Source organism: Streptomyces sp. adm13(2018) (genome assembly GCF_008042145.1).
Taxonomy (GTDB): Bacteria; Actinomycetota; Actinomycetes; order Streptomycetales; family Streptomycetaceae; genus Streptomyces.
In genome coordinates, this window is record NZ_RDBH01000057.1 from 1 (window position 1) to 20,366 (window position 20,366).

Annotated in this window: 32 protein-coding genes and 3 pseudogenes; 7 read left to right on the forward strand and 28 right to left on the reverse strand. The window is 70.2% G+C overall.

Features of this window, described 5'->3' with window-relative positions; all coding sequences use genetic code 11:
- Positions 1-188 (forward strand): annotated as a pseudogene (locus tag EAO70_RS38880) (N-acetylmuramoyl-L-alanine amidase); the annotation flags it as partial.
- On the opposite strand, the gene EAO70_RS04805 reads toward EAO70_RS38880, so the two are convergent.
- From EAO70_RS04805 to EAO70_RS04830, 7 genes are all read right to left on the reverse strand, one after another.
- Complete coding sequence (locus EAO70_RS04805) at positions 149-376, reverse strand: hypothetical protein (RefSeq protein ID WP_148001762.1); 228 nt, start codon at positions 374-376, stop codon at positions 149-151. The pseudogene EAO70_RS38880 and the gene EAO70_RS04805 sit on opposite strands and share 40 nt — an antisense overlap.
- Positions 377-545: 169 nt before the next feature.
- The gene (locus EAO70_RS38450) at positions 546-977 is read right to left on the reverse strand and encodes a DUF6221 family protein (protein WP_315986208.1); all 432 of its coding nucleotides are present in this window, start codon (positions 975-977) and stop codon (positions 546-548) included.
- Complete coding sequence (locus tag EAO70_RS04815; RefSeq protein ID WP_148001764.1) at positions 883-1,113, reverse strand: hypothetical protein; 231 nt, start codon at positions 1,111-1,113, stop codon at positions 883-885. Before EAO70_RS04815 ends, EAO70_RS38450 begins: the two co-directional genes overlap by 95 nt.
- 458 nt (positions 1,114-1,571) lie before the next feature.
- Positions 1,572-2,081, reverse strand: coding sequence for a hypothetical protein (locus EAO70_RS04820; RefSeq protein ID WP_148001765.1), 510 nt, complete (start codon positions 2,079-2,081; stop codon positions 1,572-1,574).
- Entirely contained in the window at positions 2,078-2,956 is an 879-nt protein-coding gene (locus tag EAO70_RS04825) for a hypothetical protein (protein WP_148001766.1), read from the reverse strand. Before EAO70_RS04825 ends, EAO70_RS04820 begins: the two co-directional genes overlap by 4 nt.
- Positions 2,953-3,114 carry a hypothetical protein gene (locus EAO70_RS37610; protein WP_187283724.1) on the reverse strand — a complete coding sequence of 54 codons (162 nt, stop codon included), beginning with the start codon at positions 3,112-3,114 and terminating at the stop codon, positions 2,953-2,955. Before EAO70_RS37610 ends, EAO70_RS04825 begins: the two co-directional genes overlap by 4 nt.
- Complete coding sequence (locus EAO70_RS04830; RefSeq protein WP_148001767.1) at positions 3,114-3,422, reverse strand: hypothetical protein; 309 nt, start codon at positions 3,420-3,422, stop codon at positions 3,114-3,116. Before EAO70_RS04830 ends, EAO70_RS37610 begins: the two co-directional genes overlap by 1 nt.
- A 134-nt stretch (positions 3,423-3,556) precedes the next feature.
- Between EAO70_RS04830 and EAO70_RS04835 the strand changes: the two genes are divergently transcribed.
- Together EAO70_RS04835 and EAO70_RS04840 are read left to right on the forward strand one after the other, a co-directional pair.
- Positions 3,557-3,847, forward strand: coding sequence for a hypothetical protein (locus EAO70_RS04835; protein ID WP_261992668.1), 291 nt, complete (start codon positions 3,557-3,559; stop codon positions 3,845-3,847).
- Positions 3,844-4,110, forward strand: a complete 267-nt coding sequence (locus EAO70_RS04840; RefSeq protein ID WP_148001768.1) for a hypothetical protein — start codon at positions 3,844-3,846, stop codon at positions 4,108-4,110. The genes EAO70_RS04835 and EAO70_RS04840 overlap by 4 nt, the downstream gene beginning before the upstream one ends.
- Before the next feature lie 69 nt (positions 4,111-4,179).
- Here the strand turns inward: EAO70_RS04840 and EAO70_RS04845 are convergent, their stop codons facing one another.
- From EAO70_RS04845 to EAO70_RS04920, 19 genes are all read right to left on the reverse strand, one after another.
- Positions 4,180-4,449: a hypothetical protein gene (locus EAO70_RS04845; protein WP_148001769.1), complete on the reverse strand. Its 270-nt coding sequence runs from the start codon at positions 4,447-4,449 to the stop codon at positions 4,180-4,182.
- Positions 4,446-5,162, reverse strand: a complete 717-nt coding sequence (locus tag EAO70_RS04850) for a hypothetical protein (protein ID WP_148001770.1) — start codon at positions 5,160-5,162, stop codon at positions 4,446-4,448. The genes EAO70_RS04845 and EAO70_RS04850 overlap by 4 nt, the downstream gene beginning before the upstream one ends.
- Positions 5,163-5,221: 59 nt before the next feature.
- Positions 5,222-5,662, reverse strand: coding sequence for a DUF4326 domain-containing protein (locus tag EAO70_RS04855; protein WP_222723436.1), 441 nt, complete (start codon positions 5,660-5,662; stop codon positions 5,222-5,224).
- 77 nt (positions 5,663-5,739) lie between these two features.
- A complete protein-coding gene (locus tag EAO70_RS37615; RefSeq protein WP_187283726.1) occupies positions 5,740-6,030 on the reverse strand; it encodes a hypothetical protein in 291 nt (96 codons plus the stop codon).
- Positions 6,031-6,065: 35 nt separating this feature from the next.
- On the reverse strand, positions 6,066-6,794 hold the full coding sequence (locus tag EAO70_RS04860; RefSeq protein ID WP_187283727.1) for a DNA cytosine methyltransferase: 729 nt from the start codon (positions 6,792-6,794) through the stop codon (positions 6,066-6,068).
- 32 nt (positions 6,795-6,826) lie between these two features.
- Entirely contained in the window at positions 6,827-7,063 is a 237-nt protein-coding gene (locus tag EAO70_RS04865) for a helix-turn-helix domain-containing protein (RefSeq protein ID WP_261992669.1), read from the reverse strand.
- The gene (locus EAO70_RS04870) at positions 7,060-7,722 is read right to left on the reverse strand and encodes a hypothetical protein (RefSeq protein ID WP_148001772.1); all 663 of its coding nucleotides are present in this window, start codon (positions 7,720-7,722) and stop codon (positions 7,060-7,062) included. Before EAO70_RS04870 ends, EAO70_RS04865 begins: the two co-directional genes overlap by 4 nt.
- The gene (locus EAO70_RS04875) at positions 7,722-8,666 is read right to left on the reverse strand and encodes a hypothetical protein (RefSeq protein WP_148001773.1); all 945 of its coding nucleotides are present in this window, start codon (positions 8,664-8,666) and stop codon (positions 7,722-7,724) included. The genes EAO70_RS04870 and EAO70_RS04875 overlap by 1 nt, the downstream gene beginning before the upstream one ends.
- Before the next feature lie 67 nt (positions 8,667-8,733).
- Positions 8,734-9,561, reverse strand: coding sequence for a WhiB family transcriptional regulator (locus EAO70_RS39965; protein ID WP_315986209.1), 828 nt, complete (start codon positions 9,559-9,561; stop codon positions 8,734-8,736).
- A gap of 17 nt (positions 9,562-9,578) precedes the next feature.
- On the reverse strand, positions 9,579-9,866 hold the full coding sequence (locus EAO70_RS04885; RefSeq protein ID WP_148001775.1) for a hypothetical protein: 288 nt from the start codon (positions 9,864-9,866) through the stop codon (positions 9,579-9,581).
- Entirely contained in the window at positions 9,863-10,261 is a 399-nt protein-coding gene (locus tag EAO70_RS04890; RefSeq protein WP_187283728.1) for a hypothetical protein, read from the reverse strand. The genes EAO70_RS04885 and EAO70_RS04890 overlap by 4 nt, the downstream gene beginning before the upstream one ends.
- Complete coding sequence (locus tag EAO70_RS04895) at positions 10,261-10,791, reverse strand: hypothetical protein (RefSeq protein WP_148001777.1); 531 nt, start codon at positions 10,789-10,791, stop codon at positions 10,261-10,263. Before EAO70_RS04895 ends, EAO70_RS04890 begins: the two co-directional genes overlap by 1 nt.
- 65 nt (positions 10,792-10,856) lie before the next feature.
- On the reverse strand, positions 10,857-11,162 hold the full coding sequence (locus EAO70_RS04900; RefSeq protein ID WP_148001778.1) for a hypothetical protein: 306 nt from the start codon (positions 11,160-11,162) through the stop codon (positions 10,857-10,859).
- Positions 11,163-11,176: 14 nt separating this feature from the next.
- Complete coding sequence (bet, locus tag EAO70_RS04905) at positions 11,177-12,214, reverse strand: phage recombination protein Bet (RefSeq protein WP_187283729.1); 1,038 nt, start codon at positions 12,212-12,214, stop codon at positions 11,177-11,179.
- Entirely contained in the window at positions 12,211-12,546 is a 336-nt protein-coding gene (locus EAO70_RS37620; protein ID WP_187283730.1) for a hypothetical protein, read from the reverse strand. The genes bet and EAO70_RS37620 overlap by 4 nt, the downstream gene beginning before the upstream one ends.
- On the reverse strand, positions 12,543-12,725 hold the full coding sequence (locus tag EAO70_RS37625; protein ID WP_187283731.1) for a hypothetical protein: 183 nt from the start codon (positions 12,723-12,725) through the stop codon (positions 12,543-12,545). The genes EAO70_RS37620 and EAO70_RS37625 overlap by 4 nt, the downstream gene beginning before the upstream one ends.
- Positions 12,722-13,324: a hypothetical protein gene (locus EAO70_RS04910; RefSeq protein ID WP_187283732.1), complete on the reverse strand. Its 603-nt coding sequence runs from the start codon at positions 13,322-13,324 to the stop codon at positions 12,722-12,724. The genes EAO70_RS37625 and EAO70_RS04910 overlap by 4 nt, the downstream gene beginning before the upstream one ends.
- 8 nt (positions 13,325-13,332) lie before the next feature.
- On the reverse strand, positions 13,333-13,605 hold the full coding sequence (locus EAO70_RS04915) for a hypothetical protein (protein WP_148001781.1): 273 nt from the start codon (positions 13,603-13,605) through the stop codon (positions 13,333-13,335).
- A gap of 78 nt (positions 13,606-13,683) precedes the next feature.
- Positions 13,684-13,914: a terminase small subunit gene (locus tag EAO70_RS04920; protein WP_148001782.1), complete on the reverse strand. Its 231-nt coding sequence runs from the start codon at positions 13,912-13,914 to the stop codon at positions 13,684-13,686.
- A 567-nt stretch (positions 13,915-14,481) separates the two neighbouring features.
- Here EAO70_RS04920 and EAO70_RS04930 point away from each other — a divergent pair.
- The 3 genes from EAO70_RS04930 (at position 14,482) to EAO70_RS04940 (ending at position 17,854) form a co-directional block, all read left to right on the forward strand.
- A complete protein-coding gene (locus EAO70_RS04930; RefSeq protein WP_222723437.1) occupies positions 14,482-14,835 on the forward strand; it encodes a helix-turn-helix domain-containing protein in 354 nt (117 codons plus the stop codon).
- A gap of 507 nt (positions 14,836-15,342) precedes the next feature.
- Complete coding sequence (locus EAO70_RS04935) at positions 15,343-16,554, forward strand: tyrosine-type recombinase/integrase (RefSeq protein ID WP_148001785.1); 1,212 nt, start codon at positions 15,343-15,345, stop codon at positions 16,552-16,554.
- Positions 16,555-17,161: 607 nt separating this feature from the next.
- Complete coding sequence (locus EAO70_RS04940; RefSeq protein ID WP_148001786.1) at positions 17,162-17,854, forward strand: HAD family hydrolase; 693 nt, start codon at positions 17,162-17,164, stop codon at positions 17,852-17,854.
- 66 nt (positions 17,855-17,920) lie between these two features.
- Here the strand turns inward: EAO70_RS04940 and EAO70_RS04945 are convergent, their stop codons facing one another.
- On the reverse strand, positions 17,921-18,469 hold the full coding sequence (locus EAO70_RS04945) for an SMI1/KNR4 family protein (RefSeq protein WP_148001790.1): 549 nt from the start codon (positions 18,467-18,469) through the stop codon (positions 17,921-17,923).
- Between the two features lie 258 nt (positions 18,470-18,727).
- Here EAO70_RS04945 and EAO70_RS04950 point away from each other — a divergent pair.
- Positions 18,728-20,182 (forward strand): annotated as a pseudogene (locus tag EAO70_RS04950) (restriction endonuclease); the annotation flags it as partial.
- A 48-nt stretch (positions 20,183-20,230) separates the two neighbouring features.
- Here the strand turns inward: EAO70_RS04950 and EAO70_RS40215 are convergent.
- Positions 20,231-20,311, reverse strand: a pseudogene (locus tag EAO70_RS40215) (restriction endonuclease); the annotation flags it as partial.
- Positions 20,312-20,366 lie beyond the last annotated feature (55 nt).

A 20,366-nucleotide genomic window follows, 5' to 3' on the forward strand; every position in this document is an offset into this window, starting at 1 on the left:
TGTGCTTCAACGGCACCGGCGACCTCCCCGGCCCGCTGTGCCACGGCGTCATCCGTCGAGACGGCACCGTTCACCTCGTCGGCAACGGGCGCGCCAACCACGCCGGCGGCGGCGACCCCCGAGTCCTCGACGCCGTGGCCGCCGAGTCCTACGGCACCCGGCCCCCGGCTCCCACCGAGCACCAGGGCGGCTGCTGGGGTGGGGGCTGCGGGTGCTGGTAGGGGAACTGGTAGTTGTTCGGCCCGGTGATCGTCCGCTTGCGTCCCATGATGGCGGCGATGGGCCAGCCGGTGATGGCCCATAGGCCGCAGGTGAGGATGGTGAGGATGATGTGCAGGCCGTGGTTGGCGCCGCGCTTCTCGACGTAGTAGTTCATGTGCCCCCTTGGTGTGTGTGGGGGCATCGTGCCGTAAGTGTGGGGGAACGGGGAAGCCCGGCCGGGATGAAGTCGGCCGGGCTTCGGGTCCGAGTAGCTGCGGCAGCCAGCGCGCAATCGGTCTCGGTGTGATGGTCCTACGGTACGGGCGGCCACTGACAGTTGGGTGCTACGGCCGCCACGTGTCCTGGTAGTCGGGGTGGTCGGCGTACGGCAGGGCTTCGAGGGGGAGCAGCTCGGTGGCGATGTCGTAGTCGTCGTGGCCACGATGGATGGCGTCCGCGAGGAGCTCCAGGCGGCGTCTCTTGGCGTCGACCTCGGCCAGCACCCGCGCGGGGCCACCACAGTCGCACACAGCGCCGGGTACATCCTGAAGGAAGCTGGTGGCCGCCAGCACGGATGGAGCCGCACCTGTGAGGTGTACGTGAACCTCACACTCCAGTTGGTGCCACTGCTGCGACTCAGCGGCAGCGTCGTCGAGGCGGGCGCGGAGGAACGCGATCAGGTCATCCATCGGTGGTCTTCCCGTAGTACCCGTCGAGCTGGACGTTGAGTTCGGCCAGGTCGGGGTGCGTGGCAACCTCACGTGCTGCGCTGGCATCGATGTGGGCGTGGGCTTCGCGCATGGCCTTGGCGAGCCCCACGAAGGCGGCGCTCGCCTCGTGTACAGCAGCAATGAGCTTGTGCCTGCTGGCTGCAAGTCGATGGATAGCTGCCCGTCGCTCATAATCGTCCATGCGGCCCATCATCCCTGCTTCGGCGTGCCGGGCACAGGCTTGTCGGCGGGTTTGACCCAGCCGCCTCGGCTGCTGCTGTACACGGTTTCGTGACCCCTCAGCCGAGGGTCGTCGGGTGCGGGGGTGGGCTGCTTGAGCGCCATCTCAGGACCCCTTCTGGGCGTGCCACACGACGCGAGAGCGGTTGGGATTGTCGGGATCGTCCACGACGCTGAACAGGCGTTTCTCTTCGGTAGCCCCTTCTGAGGGCGGTGGGGGAGCGGGGTTAGCTGTACGGGGCACACGTCGCACCGCCCACCACAGGGCAGCCGCCCCGACCCCCCACACGGTCAGCGTTCCGGCCTCCGGAGAGACGGCGAACACGACCGCCAACGGCACCCCGACAGCGCCCACAAGGACGCATCCGCCGGCCGCGCGGGAGGGCTGCTCGGGCTCCTCCGCGGGCGTCTCGTCGGCGGTCACGCGATGGCCCCGTACACGGTCGCGCCGATCGTGTTCGCGGCCTGCGCCAGCGGCACTGCGGCGAACCCGGCAATGCCTGCGCTGCTGCCAAGGCAGAACCCGCACCAGGCGCCCGACTTCAGGTCTCCGCCGCGGGCCGACTTCTTGGACGCCACCACGAGGGCAACGGTCATGAGGAGGACGATCGCGCCGCCGGTCTGGGTGAGCGGCAAGTACGCGGTGCCCCGGGACGCGACTCCGGCCTGACCGCCGACGCCCCAGACGAGCGCTACGTCGCCGAGCCAGTTGGTGATCCAGAGTGCGGTGTCGGCGAACCAGCCGATCAGGCCGCCGACGGTGAGGATCGCGAGGGCGCCGTAGCACCAGGCGGCAAGGAACGGCAGGAGGGCGCCGGCGTATCGGAGGGGCGCGGACTGGAGGGGCTTGAGTCCGGGCCACCACTGGATGAGGTGCCGGATGAGGAGGGCGAGGCCGATGGTGACGCCGCCGAGAGTGGCCCAGATCATCGGTAGAGACCTCCGTCGAGTTCGCGGCGAGCACGGCGAACAGCGGCGCCGACGGACGGGCGATCGGCGTCGGGTCGGAGCGAGCAGATCGCGTTGATGGCGGGTGGGTTGGTGGGGTGGATCGCGACGTGATCGCGTGCGAGATCGGCGATGCTCTTCTGCTCGCGATCAGTGTTCGCGCTGTTCAGCGAAGGTTCGGGGTGCCCGGAAGCTTCGGACGGTTCGGTTGTTCGGTACGGTTCGCGGTCCTGCTCGCGAACAACTTCGGCCGTGATCGGGGCGATCGCGAGCGGGCTGTTCCGTTCGATCGCTGCTCGCTTCTCCAGGCGGGCGAGGCCGATCTGGAAGTCGGCATCGTCGCGGGCAAGTCGGATCCGGGCCTCGGCCTGGATCTGGGCGATCTCCGCCTCGGCGGCCTGGTCCAGGCGGGAGAGCCGGGCGGCGTGGAGGCGCGCCTCGTACTCGCTGTCGCGCATGACGGAGTGGATCTCGTCCTCCTGCTCGTGGGTGAGCGCGGCCGGGTCGCGGGTGACGAGCAGGGCGACCGTGGCAACGCCCTTGGCGACGAGGACGACGAACGGCCCTGCAATCGCCTGCGGGACAGACTGCTCCTCAACGCCGTGGAGGACGAGAAGGAAACCGACACCGACGGCGATGACCCAACCGGCAGCGATGACGGGGATACCGCCGCGGCGCTTGTGCTCGGCCCACATGATGGTGAGCCAGCCGATGTCTCCGGCGAGGGCGACGGAGAGGCCGAACCGCCCGGAGTGCATGAGGTCGGTGATGGCGTAGCCGGACCAGACGAGGGAGAGGCCGGCGAGGGCGTAGGCGCCGTACAGGATCGGGGGCGCGCTGGGGAGGCGAAGGTTCATCGGGCGTCCTGCTTGTCGATGGTGTCGCGGATGCGTTCGGCCTTCGGCGTGGCGTAGTCGGCGAGGCAGTCGGCCGCGGTGGTGGGCGGCTCGGTGGCCGGGCGGTAGCGCGGGGTGCGGTCCGGCTCGGGCGCGGGCTCGTACACGGGGGTGTCCATCAGGCGCCCCAGGAGGTCTTGTGGAGCCAGAGGGCGTACTCGCCGCGGGTGACGACGTGGCCGTCGACGAACGGCATGCGGCGGAGGAGCTGGCGTTCGAGTTCGACGGCTGCGTCGGTGTTGCGGGGGTGGGTGGCGTTGGCGGTGATGAGTGCTTCGGTCTGCCGGTCGGTGGTGGTCATGAGCCGGTCGGGGTGGGTGTGGGCGAGGCTGTCGGCGATGAGGCGGAGGCCGTCGCGGACGGTGTCGTCGAGGCGGGTCTGCCGCAGGGCTTCGTCCTGCTGGGTGAGCTGGGTACGCTCGGGCATGGCTGTTCCTCCTGGTAGGCAGGTGGGATAGCTGGCCCCGGCCGGTCTGACCACCGACCGGGGCCGTTCTGTAGTGCCGTATCAAGAGTAGCTACTTCCTTGTTTTGATACAAGGAAGTTGAGAGGATGGGGTCATGCCCGACTCCCCGCAGGAGGAAGTCGCAGAGACGGGAGGACCGGACTTGATCTCGTTCGCGGACATGCCCGCGCGCCTGGAAGCCGCCGGCCTAAAGCGAGTCAGCGCGCAACGGTGTCGTCAGCTTGCCGAGGAGGATCCGGCATGGCCGGTGCCGATCGACAAGGCGCTAAAGGTGGGCCGGATGCGTCTCTTCGATTGGCGGGTCATCGAGCCGTACTTCCGCAATCGGAAGTCCCGGCAGGGGCATCGAACTGACCGACCGAAACCGACTGAGGAGAGTTCGTGAGCGATCCGACGGTTCTCTATGACGTGACCGAGCAGGTACGGGAGTCCCTTGTTTCCGCGCCGTTGATCGGCTGGGTGGGCGAGAAGCGCTACGACATCGCGGCCACCTATGCGGCGAGCACGGCCCTGCATGAGGTGGCGGATATCCTGCGCGAGCGCGCAGAAGTGTATGCCGCCGAGGGAAAGCACGAGGCGGCACGAACCTTGCTGGACGAGGCTGACCGCCTGGCCGACCGCGAACGTCAACGGCCGCACTGCCGATAGCTGAGTAGCACGGAGGCCCCCGCCAGGGTGTTGGCGGGGGCTTTTTGGGGTTTGTCGGGGGTTGTGGGGTTAGTCGGCAGCCGGGTCGAGGACGGCGCGGATGCGGCGGACGGCGATGGCCATGCCGTCGTCGGCGACGGGGTAGAGCTCGGCTTCGAGGGCATCGCACTCGGCGCGGACGGCGTCGAGCTTGGCCTCGGCCCGCTCGGCGCGTGTCCGCTGTTCATCGGTTTTGCGGCAGGCGGCGTCGAGGGCGAGGTCGGCTCCGGCGGCAGCGATGCGCAGGTGCTGGAGTTCCTCGTCGACGGTGTGCCGGCTGGCCGGCTCGGGCTGGGTCATCGGTTGGTCTCCTCGTCGGCCATGCGGCGGAGTTCGGTGATCGCGTCCTTCCGGCCGTTGGCGTAAGGCGAGTTCCGGGGCTCGTCGGGCCATTCGGTGAAGAACTGGTCCATGCCGGCTTCCTGAGCGTCGGCGGCTCCGCGGAGGACGGCGGCCTTGTAGCTGTCGATGAGCTTGCGGCGCCGGCTCATGCTGAGGTTGCCGTCCATGGCGTCGTGCAGCGCCATCCAGAGTTCGGCTTCGGTGGCGGGGGCGGTCGGCTGGGTCATCGGGTCTCGTCCTCCTCGACGGTCCATGTGGTCGTCTCCCGCACGAGGCGGCGCTGTCGGGCGGGGCTCGTGGCGCCGGGCGCGCGCGATCTCGTCGACGGCGTCCTCGTGGTGGTTGTAGGCGGGCTGGTCTTCGAGCCACTCGCCCTTGGCCTCGCGGTACCACTCGATGACCCACTGCACGCGCGGCGGGTGGGCTTCGACGGCCGGCTGCGTGTCAACCCCGCTTGCAGAACGTGCAACGGGGGCGTCCGTGTCCGGCTGTTGTCCGCTGGCCTGACGGGCGGCGTCCCGGATCCCGGCGATCACCTCCTCCACGTCGGCCGGGTCGATGTTGACCCCGTCCGGACTGGTGGCCATCCAGACGACGGGCTGTCCTGCGTCGGTCTTGCTGTTGCTGACAACGAAGGTGTCGCCGTCGGTGTCGCGGTAGTCGAAGGTCATGGTGCTGCTCCTGGTGTTGGGGCCGGGCCGCCACGGGGACGACCCGGCAGCGGCTGGGGTCAGGCGGGGGCGTTAGCGATGTCGAGCAGCACGTCGGCGTGGCACAGCTGGCCGAGGGCGCAACGGCAGGCGAGGTCCCGTCCGGCGAGTTCGGCGCGGACGATGTCGACGGTGATGCGGCGGGGCCACCACAGGCAGACGTCCTTGGTGGGCGCGGTGAGGGCCTGCCGGTACAGGTCGACGCACTCGCGGCGGGTCATGTAGCGGATCTTGTGGCCGGTGACGCGGCCGTCGGGGTGCTTGTAGGCGTGGTGCATGCCGTCGGCGCTGATGCGGGTCTCGTACTCCCAGTCGCTGCCGTCAAGGGCGGGAACGCGGGCCAGAGCCTCCCGGGTGCGCCAGCGATACGGCGTCTGCCATTCGCTGCCTCGGCCGACGTAGACGGTGTTCTCGGGCGGGCGCCAGCCTCGGACGGCGGGGCGGTGGATGCGGATCGGCACGGTGTGCTCCTGTCGTGGGTAGTGTCGGGTCGGCTGCCCTGCTCGATGTCCGCGAGCAGGGCGGCCTGCGGCGTAGGTCAGGCGGGCGGACGGTGGTTGGGTACGGCCCCGTACTCGTAGGCCTCGGCGTGGGCGGGCGCCGGCTCGAAGCGGCTGATCGGGTGCGGCTCGTCGTCCTGCTGGGGCCATAGGGACACGCGCAGCGGGCCAAAGTAGTTGCGGGTCAGGCGGACGGTCTGGGCCACGTCGATGGCGAGGGCCTCGACGGATGCGGCAGGGCGGCTCGGGATCCATCCGCCGCTGAGGGCCCGGCGGTCGGGGTCCGGCTCGTCGGTTCGCTCGGCGAGGTAGGCGTAAAGGTCGGTCATGGCGTGTCCTTCTGGGTGTGTGGTGGCGGGACGGGTCAGGCGATGGCGCGGGCGTACAGGTGGCGGATGGCGGCCTCGGCCTGCTCCCCGATCCACCGCGCGTAGGCCGGCGGGATGGCCTCGCAGACGCCGCGGATGCCGGCGGGGATGTCGCCGCCGGGCGGGACCTTCAGCCAGGGCATGCCCATGGCGTCGGCGGCGGCGTTCTGCCAGGCGCGGGAGTGCCGGCCGCCGGTGATCGTCATGAACGGGCGCTCGGGGGTGGGGAGATAGCCGTTACGGGTGCAGATCGCTGTGTGCTCGGGGTGGGCCGGGGCGGTGAGCGGAAACGACGTCTCGAAGAGCCGGTGGCGGTACATGCGGAGGTCGAACATGGGGCCGCACAGCATGATCGGGTCGCGCATCTCCGACCGGGCGGCCTCGACGTTCTCGATGACGTAGGGCCGGCCGACGGTGATCATCGCGTCGCGGGTGGGGGCGATCAGGTCGGGATACGTCTTGTGGTTGTAGGCGTTCAGCGGCGTGTACGCCTGGCATGGCGGGGAGCCGTGGATCAGGTCGTACTCGTGGCCGTGGGCGAGGAGGTAGTCGATCGCGTCGCCGTGGACGAACGGGAACGGGTAGTCCCGCTCGACGGTGGGGTCGATGTCGACGCCGACGACGTCGTAGCCGGCGAGGTAGTAGCCCATGGCCATGCCGCCGCGGTGGCAGTACAGGTCGAGGACGGTCAGGCCGTTCGGCTGCCGCTCGGGGAGGTCGAGCACGGTGTCTCCAGGGTGTGTGGTGGCGGGACGGGTCAGGCGGCGCGGAGGGCGTCGAGGAGCCGGGCCCGGTTGGCGGCTTGCTGTGCGGGCGAGGTGGGCATCCGTTCGGGCCGGTACTCGTCGACCCGCGGGGTGGCCGCCTTGCGGAGTCCTCGGCGGACCCTGCTGACGGTGCTGCGGTCGCAGCCGACCCGGATGGCGATCGAGGCGTCGGAGTGCCCGTCGCGGACGAGAGCGGCGATGGCGGCCAGGCGCCCGGCCGGCGTCACGCGACGTCCTGGAGGGCTGCTGTGGCGGCGCTGATGCGGGCGGGGTGGTACTCGCGGCGGTCGCGCCCGTTCGTGCGGCAGCGCTGGCCCTGCGGCGCGCGGCAGGCGTCCCACGGGCAGGTCACGGACCGGGGGTCGGCGAGCCCGGACCGGATCAGGCGTTCACGCTCGACGGCCTCGGGCCGGAGAGCGGCCAGCGTCTCCTTCACCGACGGCGGCATGTACGTGCCCTCGGCGTCCAGGCGCGCCTGGACGGCAGGGTCGGCGGGGCCGGCCATGATGGCGCGGACCTCGTTGGGCGGCTGCTGGCCGGTGGCGACGGCATGGCGTTCGGCCTTGAGGGCGGCGACGAACGCGTCTCCGGTCTCGGCGTCGGGGTCGAGTTCGGGGTGGTGGTTGGGCTCGAACGAGGCGTGGCGGTCGAGGCGGTCGCGGACGTCGGTCATCCACCGGTTGGCGATGTCTGCGGGGAGGATCGGCCAGGTGCTCTTGGAGTAGTGGGCGTGGGCGGCCTGCATTGCGTAGTCGTAGGGGACGTCGGCGAGGATGCCGGCCCACATGTCGATCTGTGCGGTCTGTTCGACGGGGTCCTCGCGGCGGACGCGGGGGTCGGCGAGGGCGATGCGGGCGATGAGTTCGGGAACCTGCGCGGGGTACATCACGCACCTCCTGTCTGGCGGAGTCGCTCGGCGTGAGCGGACATCTGGGCGAGGTAGGACTGGGCCTGTGACGGGGGCCCTGCGACGGGCTGGGGGCCGGTGTAGGTGGTGGCCTGGAGGCCGGCCCATCCGGCAAGGAAGTAGCGAGCGCTGTACGGCTGAGACTTGGCTGCCTTCCAGGCGCGTTCGGCGTGGTCGACAAGAGCGGCGACACCGACGCGGCGGACGGCGTCGCGGAGTTGGAGCCACTGCTCGCTGCTGAACGTCCAGGAGACGCGCATGCCGCGGTGCTCCATGGCCTGGATGAGGGGTTCGACTTCTCCTCGTCCGCTGCTGGCCGGTACCACCTCGGAGCTGTGGCTCACGGAGGGGGTAGGGGGAGGAGGTACTTCCGAAGGAAGTACCTGGCTAGGCGTGGTAGTGGCTTGGGCAGGCGTAGCACCGTCAGCGGGCGTGCGGTGTGACAGGTCCCCCTGACCTGCGGTGGAGCCTGAAAAAGCGGTCTGATTCAGAACCGGATCCGTGTTGTTTTCGGAACTGATTGCATCCTGAATGTTGTTCGGATCCGAACCGGAAACGGTGCGCTTTCGGCTCTCGCGGCTCTTCGCTGCCCTCTCGGCCGCACCCTTCTTGTTCGCCTCGTGCTGGGCTCGGGTAGTGTTCCGGCCGCCCTCGAAGAAGTCGTGGATCATGTAGCCGCCCGCGGGCTGCGGGCACCGCTTGCAGTCGTGTCCGGCGTCGTGCCACAGGCCCGCGTCGATCAGCTTCTGCACCTGGGCCGGGGTGCCCTTGAAGGGCTTCACGACGTCCTTGGGCACGAACCCTTCGAGGAGGTGTTGGGCGGAGTAGGAGCCACACCGCAGCCACAGACCGAGCGCAGCGTTCCCGGCCCGCATGAACTTGGGGTGGGAGTGCGCTGAGTCGTCGATCTTGAACCACGGCATGTGCGGCTTCTTCCTGGAGTGCGGGAGGGTGGTTCGGGCCCGGGGCGCGGCGGCCCCGGGCAGCGGGTCAGGAGGTGATGCGGTTACGAATGGACGCGGCGCTGATCTGGTACTCGCGGGCCAGATCCTGGGCAGTTGCCCCGGCCCGAAGGCGGGCGGTGATTTCGTCCCACTGCTTGCCGGTGAGCTGCGGCTCTCGCCACCCACGGGGGTGCCACTCACCCGGGTTGTTCCACTTACGCGCGGCGTCGACGGCCTCCTGGCTGGGCACATTCGGCTCAGTGCGCGTGTACTTCCTGCGGGCCGCGTTACCCGCCTCGCGGCAGGCGTCACAGGCTTTCTCGCCCCGGCGCTTGTGCCGGCTGTACGCCGCCGCCGTGCCGCACGGGAAGAGGGCCCTGGGCCCCTGGCGTGCCCTGACGCGAGCCTTGCTGTTCCGCCGCCACGTCTTGCGGGCCTCACGCGTGGCGTCGAGGTAGGCGGCATGGGCTGCGGCACATGCTTCGTCGACAGTTTCCTTGCGGCGCTTGTGGCGCCGGTGGGCCGCCTCGGTTCCGCACGGTGCGGGAGGGAACCCTCCTCCGTACGAAGGGCGCTTTGCGGCGGGTCGCACGGTTGCCGGTTTCGGCTCGTTCTTCGGCGCTTGAGCAGTCCTTCTCCGGCGGAGGTTGCGCCGCTCGTTCTCGTCTAGGCCGCCCCACACGCCGTAGCGTTCGTTGTGGGTCAGGGCGTAGTCCAGGCAGACGGCGCGGACCGGGCAGCCCATGCAGATGGCTTTGATGTCGGCGGGGGCGGTGCTGCGGTCGGGGAAGAAAGTGTCCGGGTCGGCCTCGCGACAGAGCCCGAGGGCCTGCCAGTTGGTGCCCGTGGCGGGGCGGGTGGTCAGCCCGGCCACGGGAGACGGGGAAGTGGTCACCGGTCACCGCCGACGTACCGGGCGTAGACAGAGGTCTTGCCGTTTACGGTCCGTGACTTGGCCTCGAAGGAACCCGCAGGTCCGTAGCAGGGCATGCCTCCCGTGCGGATGGAGTACGCCATGGTGCGAGCCGACGAGGCCTTGGGCGGGGTGAGGACACGGGCCCACTCGTTCGGGCGCTTCCGCAGGAGGTCGGCGATTGCAGCGTGCTTGCCGGTGTTCCTCCTGCCGTTGCTGCTGGTCCGTTCCGGGAGCGGCTCGAAGGTGACGAGGGGCGCGGTCACTGGTCCTCCTTGGGGGTGTCGATGCCGAGGGTGGTGCGGGCTTCGGGGAGGAGGGGTTCGCCCTGGTAGCCGGTCGCGTCGAGGAGCTGGTCGGTGAGGTGGGTGATGGTGCGGCGGTAGGCGGCTTCCCGGACGCGTCCGGAGGCCACGGCGCGCAGAGCCCGGGCGATCCGCTGCTCGTAGCGGACGCCGTGCATGCGGGCCATGTACGTCTTCAGCCGGTCGCTCTTCGCCTGCTCTCGGCGCAGCTCGGTCAGGACGGCAGACAGGCGCTGCTGCGTCTCGGTCAGTACGTCGCGCGTCTCGTCGTGGTCGTCCTTCTCCCACTGGAGCTGGATGCGAACGAGGCCCTTGGTGAACTCGGCGTGCCGGCGGGTCACGATGGGGAGTCGCATCACGCCACCTCCTTCTCACCGGCCGGCAGTTCCAGCGCGAACACCGTGTCGAGCTGCCGGTTCCGCCACGCCTCAGCGATCGCGGCCTTGCCCTCAGCCGGGACGGTGAGCCGGGTGTAGGCGGCGCGGCCGATCAGCTCGATGCCGGGGACGTCGTGGATGACGCCGGTCTCCGGGTCGGCCCACTCCGGCGTGCCGACGGCGTCGATCTGCTTCTTCAACTGGCTGAGCCACGCGGGCCGGATCTCGGTGACGAGCCGGGTGGTGATCTCGGTGGGGGCGACGGTGCGGACCCAGGCGAGGAGCTTGTCGGCGTCGGTGACGGTGGCGGCCGGCTTGTTCTGGACGAGGGTTGCTTTGCCGATGTCGGCGCCGTTCAGGTCGACGGCGATGGTCTGGGTGCCGGTGTCGGCCTTGGCGGCGCGGAGGCCGGTCTCCAGCTCGGTTTTGGCGGCCTTGAGTTCGTCGGTCATGGCCTTGACGAGGGTGTCGAGGATGGCCACGCGGGTGGCCTGGTCCTTGAGGGACATGTGCTACTCCTTGTGGGGTGGGGCGCCCCAGATTCCGGCCGGGGCGCCCCGTTGTGCGTGGTGGGTCAGCTGACGTCGGGCACGACGAACCAGCCGGGCGTGAATCCGGTGAGGACGCCGACGCGCGCCGCCGCTTCGGTGAGCGCCGCGTCCCATGCCTCGGTCTGTGTGGCGTCGGCCTGCGGGACGTTCCGGTGGTTGCCAAGGTTGATCCGCTTGCAGGCGGTGACGAGGAACGTCATGTCGGTGTCCCAGCCGCCTGCGTGGAGGAAGCCGACGTCGGTGCCGAGGTCGGTCTCCTCAAGGACGTCGGGGTCGGTGTCCGGGATCTGGAAGCCGTAGGCGAGGTAGGTGGAGTGCGAGATGCCCATGGGGTTGCTCCTTCTCAGGCGGCCTGGAGCTGGGACAGGAGGTCCCAGATGGCCTTGGGGGCGACGTCGTCGAGGGGGGCGCCGAGGGCGGTGTAGGCCTGGGCGTTGAGGTCGGTGTCGGTGATGCCGTGCTCGGCGGCGAACTCGCGGAGGGCGGCGACGGCCTTGGCGTGCTCGTCGGTGGGGAGCTGGACGTCCTCGACGACGACGCCCTCCACCACCTCCGGCTCCGGCGCGGGGGCCCGCTCGGCGGCGCGAAGCTCCTGCCCGATCTGCCGGATAGCGGTCAGGACCAGATCGTCGGCACCGGCCTGCTGGGCCTGCCGGTACACGTCGACCGCACAGTCCGCCGTCGTGCAGGCCTCAGCCTTCGCCACGAAGTGCTGGGCGTCGGCGGCCGTGCTCCACGGGTCCGGCTCGCCCTGCTGCACCGACCGCAGGTGACGCTCCGGCTGATCCGCCTGCGCCATCTCCTCCGCCGTGTACACCCCCGCCAGGTCGTGCGGGAACGCCTTCCGGAGCGCGAGCGCTTCCGCGCACTTCGCGGTCTGCCCGGCGGGCATCTTCGCCCACAGACCCTGCGGCGCCCCGTCCCGGTTTGTCTGCACGTACTCCGAGTACCGGGCCACCGCAGAGAACCGCTGCCCGTCCCGAACCACCGTGACCTTCGTGGCCGCCGGCGGCTCGTCGGCCAGCCATACGTCCTGCCACCGGCCGGACGTGTCGCACCACAGGGTGTCCTCGTAGCCCAGCGTGTGACCGGCTTTCGCGGCGGCCCGGTGGGCGGTGACGCGGTAGCCGTCGATGCTGGTCTGCGGGGTGAACACCTTTCGCCCGGCGCGTCGGTCGTAGCGGCCGATCAGGTAGATCTGACGGGAGAAGGGGTCGAGCTGGGTGCGCTGGCAGAGGTGGAGGAAGCTGGCGAGTTCGGCGTTCGTGACCTCGTCGTCGATTCCGGACTGCCGGAGGATGGCCCGCTGCTCGGGGCTCCACATGGTCTGGTCGGGTTGGATGGCGAGGCTGCCGCTTGTGGTGGCGAGGTCGGTACTCATTCGGTGATCTCCGCTGCGATGTGGGGCACGTTGCTGGTGGTGGCGCGCCAGTCGGTGATGTGGTCGCCGTCGCCGATGTAGGGGTCGGCGAGCTGGGCGGCCGTGGCGGCGGCGAGCGCGAGGGTGGCGTGGGCCTGGCCGAGAGCGGCGAACACGGCCGTCTCCCGCAGCATCAACTCGTGGGACTCGGCGCTCGCACGGATTGCCGAGTACCACTCCTCCTCGCTGCCGTAGTCCTGGCGCGGGCCCGGGAAGTTGGTGGGGTCGAGGTAGGCGCCCTTCGCGTGGGCAAGCCAGCGCTCGGCTTCCTGGTAGTGCTCGGGCCCGGTCACGCGGCACCGCCGCAGGTGCAGTCTTCGAACGTGTGGCCCTGGGGGCAGCGGCCGGTGGTCTGGGCGGGGATGGCCGGCAGGTCACGGCCGAGGACGTAGTCGTGGTGCAGCGGCCCGTCATGCGGGTCCTCCGACTGGCGCTGACGCGGGATCTTCGGGTTGCTGTGGTCGGCGGTCACGACGCCTCACCCCTCTGCTGCGAGTTGCTGACGGCGCAGGAGGGGCAGATCAGGCGCCGGTGCAGCTTCTTCTTGGGGTTGCCGCACGAAGAGCAGGTCGCGTTGTCTTCTGCGGGCCAGCCGACAGGCAGGCCGAGGAGCTGCGACAGCTGGCGGCGGGCCTCGGCGTGTCCGGTCCACCGGTAGTAGTCGCGGTTGTTGCTCGGGCTGCAGCCCCGCAGGTTGTCGACGTACTCAGCGCGAGCGGCGCAGAACCCGGCGACCTTCTCGGCGGCGGCCTCCAACTCGGCGATCCGGTCCCGCTGCACCCGCAGCTGGACGGCCGCGTCGGACAGGGCCTCGTTCGTCGAGTGCCGTTCAGCCTGCAAGCGCTGCACTTCTGCGACCAGCTCCGGCACATCCGACCGGGCGGCGGCAATGAAGGAGGCGTTCGCGTTCGCCTGCGGCACGTCGTCGATGTTGAGCGTCTCGCCGACCCACAGGTCGATCATCAGGACGCCCGCCAGGGTGCCGTAGATCTCCGCGCCGTCGCTCTCCCACGGACCGGGCGCCGCCTCCTCCGCCCGGGCGAGGATTTCGGCGAGCCGCTGCTCGTCCATCGGGGCGCTCATGCGGCACGCTCCGCGTCCAGCGCCGCCAGCACGTCCCGCAGCATCCCGTCCAGCACCGCCGCCGCCGACACCATCGCCACCGCGTCATGGATACTCGTCGGCCCGTACTTCTCCAACGCCCACCGCGCCTGACTCACCGCAATGTCCAGCGGCAGCGGCGGCAGAGGTACACGGGTCGGGTCGTGCAGCGGGTCCAGCGTCGGCGGCAAGGCGACTCGGGTCGTACGCCGGTCCCCCGAGGGCAAGTTGGTGGGTAGGGTGAGAGACACGATCCACTCCATTCAGTGGGTTGAGGGGCTGAGCACGGACCGGGCCTGGTCCGTCCGGCCCCGCTTCGTTTGTGGGGATCAGGCGGCGCTTGCGGGGGCCTGCTTGGCCATCCAGTCGCGGACCTTGTCGAGGTCGAAGCGCCGGCCCCGGAACGCGGTGGGCTCCAGGGGGCAGCCGTTCTTCACCCACTCGTTGACCGTCCAGTTGCTGACCCCGTACCGGGCCATCAGCTGCGCGGTGGTGAGTAGGGGAGCGATCCCGGCGGGGCGGAGGATCTCGGTGCGGTCAGCGAGGGTCTGTGTCGCCATCAGGGCTAGACCTTTCTACCGTTGCAGTTGAAGATGGAGGCATGTCGAAGTGCTCGTCAACCGGTTCGCCTAGCGCTTCAGCTATGAGCCGCGCCGTGCGGGGGCGGCACTGGTTCGAGGAGTACTTGCCTCGCCCCGTCACCTTGACGACGGTCCCGAGGCTGACTCCCTTTCCGCGGGGGTCGGCCACCTTGGTCCTTGCGGCCAGCTCGGCCTGCGTCACGCGGAGCCGCTTCATCGCGTCCCTGAGTGGCTTGCCTTCGCCCTTGCGGACCGGGTTGGTCATGTCGCCTCGCGCTGCATTGGTTGATCGGCGGCGGGTTGTTCCGTCGCCGTTGACACATTTCTACCGGCGCAGTTGAACGGCGTCAAGTGTGTCCCGGTGAGTTGTCGTGAGTTTCGATGAGGTTCGGGGCTCCTGTGGCGCGCGTCGAATGCGCGTTCTATTCTCTACGCATATGCCAAGCGCGACGGCGCGCGACGGGGAGGTTACGCGCCGTCGCGCGATCCCGCCATGCTTCAACTTCTACTTGCAAAAGTAGAAGATCCACAGGCACGATGACCCCTGTGGACAACACGGTGGAGCCCGAAAACCTGGCGCAGCTGATCAAGCGGATCGAGGACGAGTACAACGTCTCTCAGTCCGACATCGCGCGCGCCATCGACAAGGCACCCGCCACCGTCAACAGCTGGTTCCACGGTAAGCGCCGGCCAAAGGTCGACGCCTTGCGTGCTCTCCACCGCGCGTACCCCAAGTTCAGCGAAGATCGGATCTTTGCTGCGGCCGAGCGTGCCGCCCCGGGCCCCCTGGATGTGGACGCCGAAGCGCGCCTTCTTGACCTCTTCCGTGGGCTCACTGAAGACCAGCAGAAGAGCAAGTTGATCGAGATGAGCGCGCTCAACGAGGCCAACAAGCGCTGAAGTTGAAACCGCGTACAACCCTGCGCCGCCTTCGCAGGTCTAACGCAAATGGACTCCGCCACTCCCCGTCATCTGACGGGCAGTTAGGCAACGCAGAGTGGTCGCATATTCACCTAAGACGGAGTACGGTCGAAGCTCGGCCACGACCTCCCCCGCGGCTGACGTCCACCGTCGTGCGTCCCCTGGGGGGAAACATGTGCATCCGCGTCCGCTACGAAGCCTTCGACCCGCTCGACGCCTTCCAGCCCTACAACGCCGACACCGGCGTGGTCACTCTCCCCGACGCTCTCGCACAGGCCGACACCCTCGTCGCCCTTCGTGCCGTCCTTGAGGAACTTGCCGTTGAGCAACCCGCATTCGGTGCAGTCTGCTGGTGTGGGGAGGCGATTCTCGTACTCCCCCGCGTACCGTCCCAGCGGAGGAGTGGCCAGGTGACCCACCATGGCGCGTAGAGCACAGAACAACCCCCGGCAGATCCGCAGCAAGGCATGCGGATGCGCCCCGTGCATGGAGGCATTCCCGCCGGAGGAGTTCGGCGAGCGTAAGCGCCGTCGGGACTGCACCGGCAGTTGGCAGGCCCGGTACCGGGACCCTGCCGGAAAGCAGAAAGCGAAGAACTTCGCCAAGAAGGGTGAGGCGGACGACTTCCTCGACGACATCCGGACCCAGGTCCGGCGCCGTACGTACAACGACCCGAAGCGCGGGGAGATCACCCTCTCCGCTTGGTGGGATCTGTGGTGGCCGGCGCAGCCGAAGCGGGCTGTGACCACGACCAACCGGAAGCTGTCGAACTGGTCCACGCACCTGAAGCCGAAGTGGGGTGGCTGGCGGCTGTGCGATCTCGAGCACATGGAACTTCAGAGCTGGCTGACCAACAGCGTCAAGGGCTACCACACCAAGAGGAAGGTGCTCGAGCTGCTGAACGCGATGCTTCGCGCGGCAGTGAAGGACGGGAAGCGGATCCCATTCAACCCGGCGGCCGAGATCGACATCGAGGCACCGCCGAAGAAGCACCCCGACGAACTCCGGCCGCCGACCCGCGAGCAGTGCTGGACCATCCGGGACAACGCTCCCGAGTACTACCATCCCCTCCTTGTCTTCCTGGAAGAGACCGGCCTTCGCTGGGGTGAGGCCACCGGCCTGCGGCTGGGAAACGTCGACCTTGAAGCTAAGCACCTCAAGGTCAAGGAAGTGCTCAGCGACGACGACGGCAAGCTCTTCCGGAAGCCGGCACCCAAGTCCGTCGCGGGATTCCGGACGGTGCCGCTGACGCCGCCGGCCGTCGAGGCGATCGAGGCCATGGTGGCGACGCACCGCCCGCGAGAGACGGTATCGCCCATCGAGGACGGCACGGAACTGTATGCGGAGGAGCTGGTGTTCCGCGGCCCGAAGGGCGGGGTGCTGACGCGCCACAACTTTCGGCGGGTGTGGATCGACGCGATCCAGGGCGCTGGCCTGGCCCGCAAGGTGAAGAACGCGGAGACCGGGCGGGAGGAGTGGTGGCCGCACGTGCATGACCTTCGGCACGTCTTCGCCACTCGTCTGAAGGATCTCGGAGTGCCGGAGAAGGACGCACAGACGATCATGGGCCACGACCGCGGGTCGAAGGTGACATGGATCTACCAGCACTCGGCCGAGGACGTGGCGGCCCAGGTGCTATCCGTGATGGCGCCGCCAGTGGCTCCGGTCAGGCAGCTCCGGGCTGTCTCGGGGGAGTGAGTCCACATCGAATCCACAAGACCCCCTCACGGCCCCTCATTGAAACCGAATGAGTCTCACTCTCGGAGGTTCGGGAGGTCCGCAGCGAACCTCACTGAGGCTCATCGCCCCTCACCGAGACGCGCATTCGCGTTAGCTTCTCTTGTAAAGCGGGGGTCGTCGGTTCGAACCCGACAGGGGGCTCCAGGTAGGAACGTCGAAGACCCCCGACCGATCATGGTCGGGGGTCTTTGACATTCACGGGTGACATCGGCGGCGGCGGTCGCCCGGGACGGTCGGCAGGCGGGCGGAGCGAAATGAGTTCGCAGACTGCGGCGGCCCCCGCTATGTATACGGGACGACCTGGCTGACCTGGGCCGAGCAGTCCGGTACGCCGACCCACAGTGGCTCGCAGACCGTCTGGCCGGCCGCTCCCGAGTCCGAGGCCCGGCAGCTGCTCGACGCGTGGGYGGAGGGCGGCGAACGCGGCTGGGAGGGGCTTGAGCTGTTTGCTTGAGCCCATCGGTGGGAGGGGTGGGAGGTTGTGGCGTGGGCCTCCCTTTGTTCCTGCTTCCTGTGCTCGGATCTGGGCAGCAGGTGGGGGAGACCGTCTGAAGGGACTTCGACCGTGACGCACGCCGACCCGCTCATCGAGACCCTGGCGAACGCCCGTGTCGTCCTCCTCGACTTCGACGGGCCGCTCTGCGACGTGTTCGCCGGGCTGCCCGCGTCCGAGGTCGCGCGCGAGCTCGCCGCCCTTCTCCCCGCCCAGGACGGCGAGGCGGCTGCGCGGGCCCTCCGGACGGACGACCCCGTCGAGGTCCTGCGTATCGCCCACGACGTCGACACCGCGCTCGGGCAGCGGGTCGAGCAGGCGCTCACGGCCGCCGAGGTCCGGGCCGTCGCCGTCGCGGGGCCCCCGACGCCGGGCGCGGCCGAGGCGCTTCAGGCGGCGCGTTCCGCCGGTCGCGCGGTCGCCGTGGTGAGCGACAACTCCGCCGAGTCCGTCCAGGCCTTCCTACGGCTGCACGGGCTGGAGGAGCACGTCACCAGGATCGTCGGCCGCCCCTCGGAGCAGCTGCACCTGATGAAGCCGAACCCCTTCCCGCTCATCACGGCCGCCGAGCAGATGCACATCGACGTCACGGGCTGCACCCTGATCGGCGCCTCCCTCACGGACGTCCAGGCGGCCCACGCGGCGGGCGCCACGGCGATCGGTTACGCCGACCGGCCCGAGAAGGCCGACCTGTTCGTCGAGGCGCAGGCCGATGCCGTCGCCCCGGGCATGTGGGCCGTCGCGGACGCCTTCACCGCGGAGTAGCCGTCGCCCCGGGGCGTCGAGGAGTGCGCTGCCCCCACTGACATCGCCCCCGCCCCGCCCGGGCGGTCACCCCGCGATGCGGGTCGCCGCCGACGGCCACGGGGTCGGTTCCGGGACGTCCTCGTGTTCGTCCGCGTCCTCGCTGTACCAGGCCGTTCCGCCGAGCCAGGTCTCCAGCCACGCGGCCAGGCTCCCCGCGTCCACGAACCAGGCCACCGCCCCGTCGTCCGTCATCGCGTTCGGTTCGAAGAGGAGGACCGCGGCCGCCTCGTCGAGGCAGTCCACCGCCGCGTACATCCCGCAGCCCCAGTCCAGGATCGGCAGGACGCCCGCCGGCCAGTACGGGGTGTTCCCCGCGGCCGACGCCGACCGTTCCGACCGGTACTCGCCCGTCGCCGTGCGCCCCGGGCCCACCAGCGGGAGGAGCTGGTAGTCGGGGCCGTAGCCGCCGTTGGCCACCTCGCGGTACAGGGCGGCGAGCAGGGGCGGGAGCGGGAAGCCGAGGGCCTCCTCCGCCGCGGTCACCTCCTCGGCGCGGGCCGGGGCGGGCAGGGCCCTCGTCGTGGCTCTGGCCTTCGCCGCCACGCGGGCGACGAGATCATCGGTTGCCGTCACGCGTGCGATCGTCGCACGCGTCTCCGACAGCCGAGCCGGGCGGCGAAGGCCAGAGCCACGACGAGGGCCCTGCCCGCCCTTCGAGCTCCCGCACGCGCGCGTCCAGCTCCTGGGTGCGGCGCAGGGCGTCGGCCTCCCGCCGCTGCCGGTAGGCGGCCTTCTGCTCCCGCTGCATCCGGGCGACGTCCCGCTCGTACGCCCGCTGCACCCGCTCGGCGTTCCGGGGGGCTGATCGGCACGTGGGCCGAGCAGCAGCGGGTGGCGCAGCGGCAGCGGGAGGGGCAGCACCAGGCCGTGCTGCGGCAGCAGCGGGACGCCGAGCGGGTGCAGCGGGCGTACGAGCGGGACGTCGCCCGGATGCAGCGGGAGCAGAAGGCCGCCTACCGGCAGCGGCGGGAGGCCGACGCCCTGCGCCGCACCCAGGAGCTGGACGCGCGCGTGCGGGAGCTCGAAGGGCTGCTGGCCACCGGGTGCCGCGCCCCCGCCTTCAGCGTGGCGGGTCTGCGCAGGGCGGAGGACGTCGAGCCCTTCTCGCCCGGTCCCCTCGGGGACCCCGTACCCATGCCCGACCAGCGGTTCTACCAGCCCGAGTCCGCGTGGACCGCGTCCGGGCGGGCCCAGGCCGAGCGGGACGCGCGTGCCCGGTTCGAGCGGGACTGGTACGCCGCCCAGGCCGCCGAGGCGCGGCGTGTCGAGCAGCTGGCCGCCTACCGGGCCGCGTACGACGAGTGGGCGGCGGGGCGGCTCGCCGAGATCCGCGCGCACAACCGGGGGGTCGCCGGTACCGAGGCCGCGCTCGGCGGCGGGGACGCCGAGACCGTCGTCGAGTACTTCTCCGCCGTCCTCTTCGCCTCGACCGCCTGGCCCGAGGGGTTCCCCCGGGAGGTGTCCGCCGCCTACGAGCGGGGCCGCCGCCGGCTCGTGCTCGACTGGGACCTGCCCGGGTACGAGGTCGTTCCCGAGGCCAAGGGGGTCAAGTACCTCCCGAGCACCGACCAGGAGAAGGACGTGCCGCGGCCCGTCGGCCAGCGGCGCGGCCTCTACCGGGACGTGCTGGCGCAGAGCGTCCTCCTCGCCCTGCACGAGCTCTTCCGCGCCGACCGCTCCGGCGCCCTCGACGCCGTCACCCTCAACGGGTACGTGGGCGGCGTCGATCCCGCCACCGGGCTCGCCGGGCGGGTCTGCGTCGCCTCGGTCGCCGTCGGGCGGGACGTCTTCGAGCGGCTCAACCTGGAGTTGGTCGGGGCCGTGGAGTGCGTGACCGGCGCGCTCGACGGGCGCCTCGCCACCAAGCCCGACGAACGCGCCTCCGTCGTACCCCTGTCGACCCCCGAACAGGTCGGGGTCGAGGTCGTCGTCCAGGGGGACGGCGACGAACCCGATCTGCTGGCCATGGACCCGGTCGCCTTCGAGGGCCTGGTCGCCCAGCTGTTCCGGGCCCGGGGCCTCCAGGCCGTCACCACGCAGCGGTCCAACGACGGCGGGGTCGACGTCGAGGCCCTCGACCCCGACCCCATCAGCGGCGGGTCGATCCTCGTCCAGGTGAAGCGGTACCGGAACACCGTGCCCCCCACGGCCGTACGGGATCTGTTCGGCACCGTGCAGGGCGCGGGCGCCAACAAGGGCGTCCTCGTCACCACCTCCAAGTTCGGGCCCGGCTCCTACACCTTCGCCAACGGCAAGCCCCTCACCCTCATCTCCGGGACCGAACTTGGAGGTGGTGACGAGGACGCCCTTGTTGGCGCCCGCGCCCTGCACGGTGCCGAACAGATCCCGTACGGCCGTGGGGGGCACGGTGTTCCGGTACCGCTTCACCTGGACGAGGATCGACCCGCCGCTGATGGGGTCGGGGTCGAGGGCCTCGACGTCGACCCCGCCGTCGTTGGACCGCTGCGTG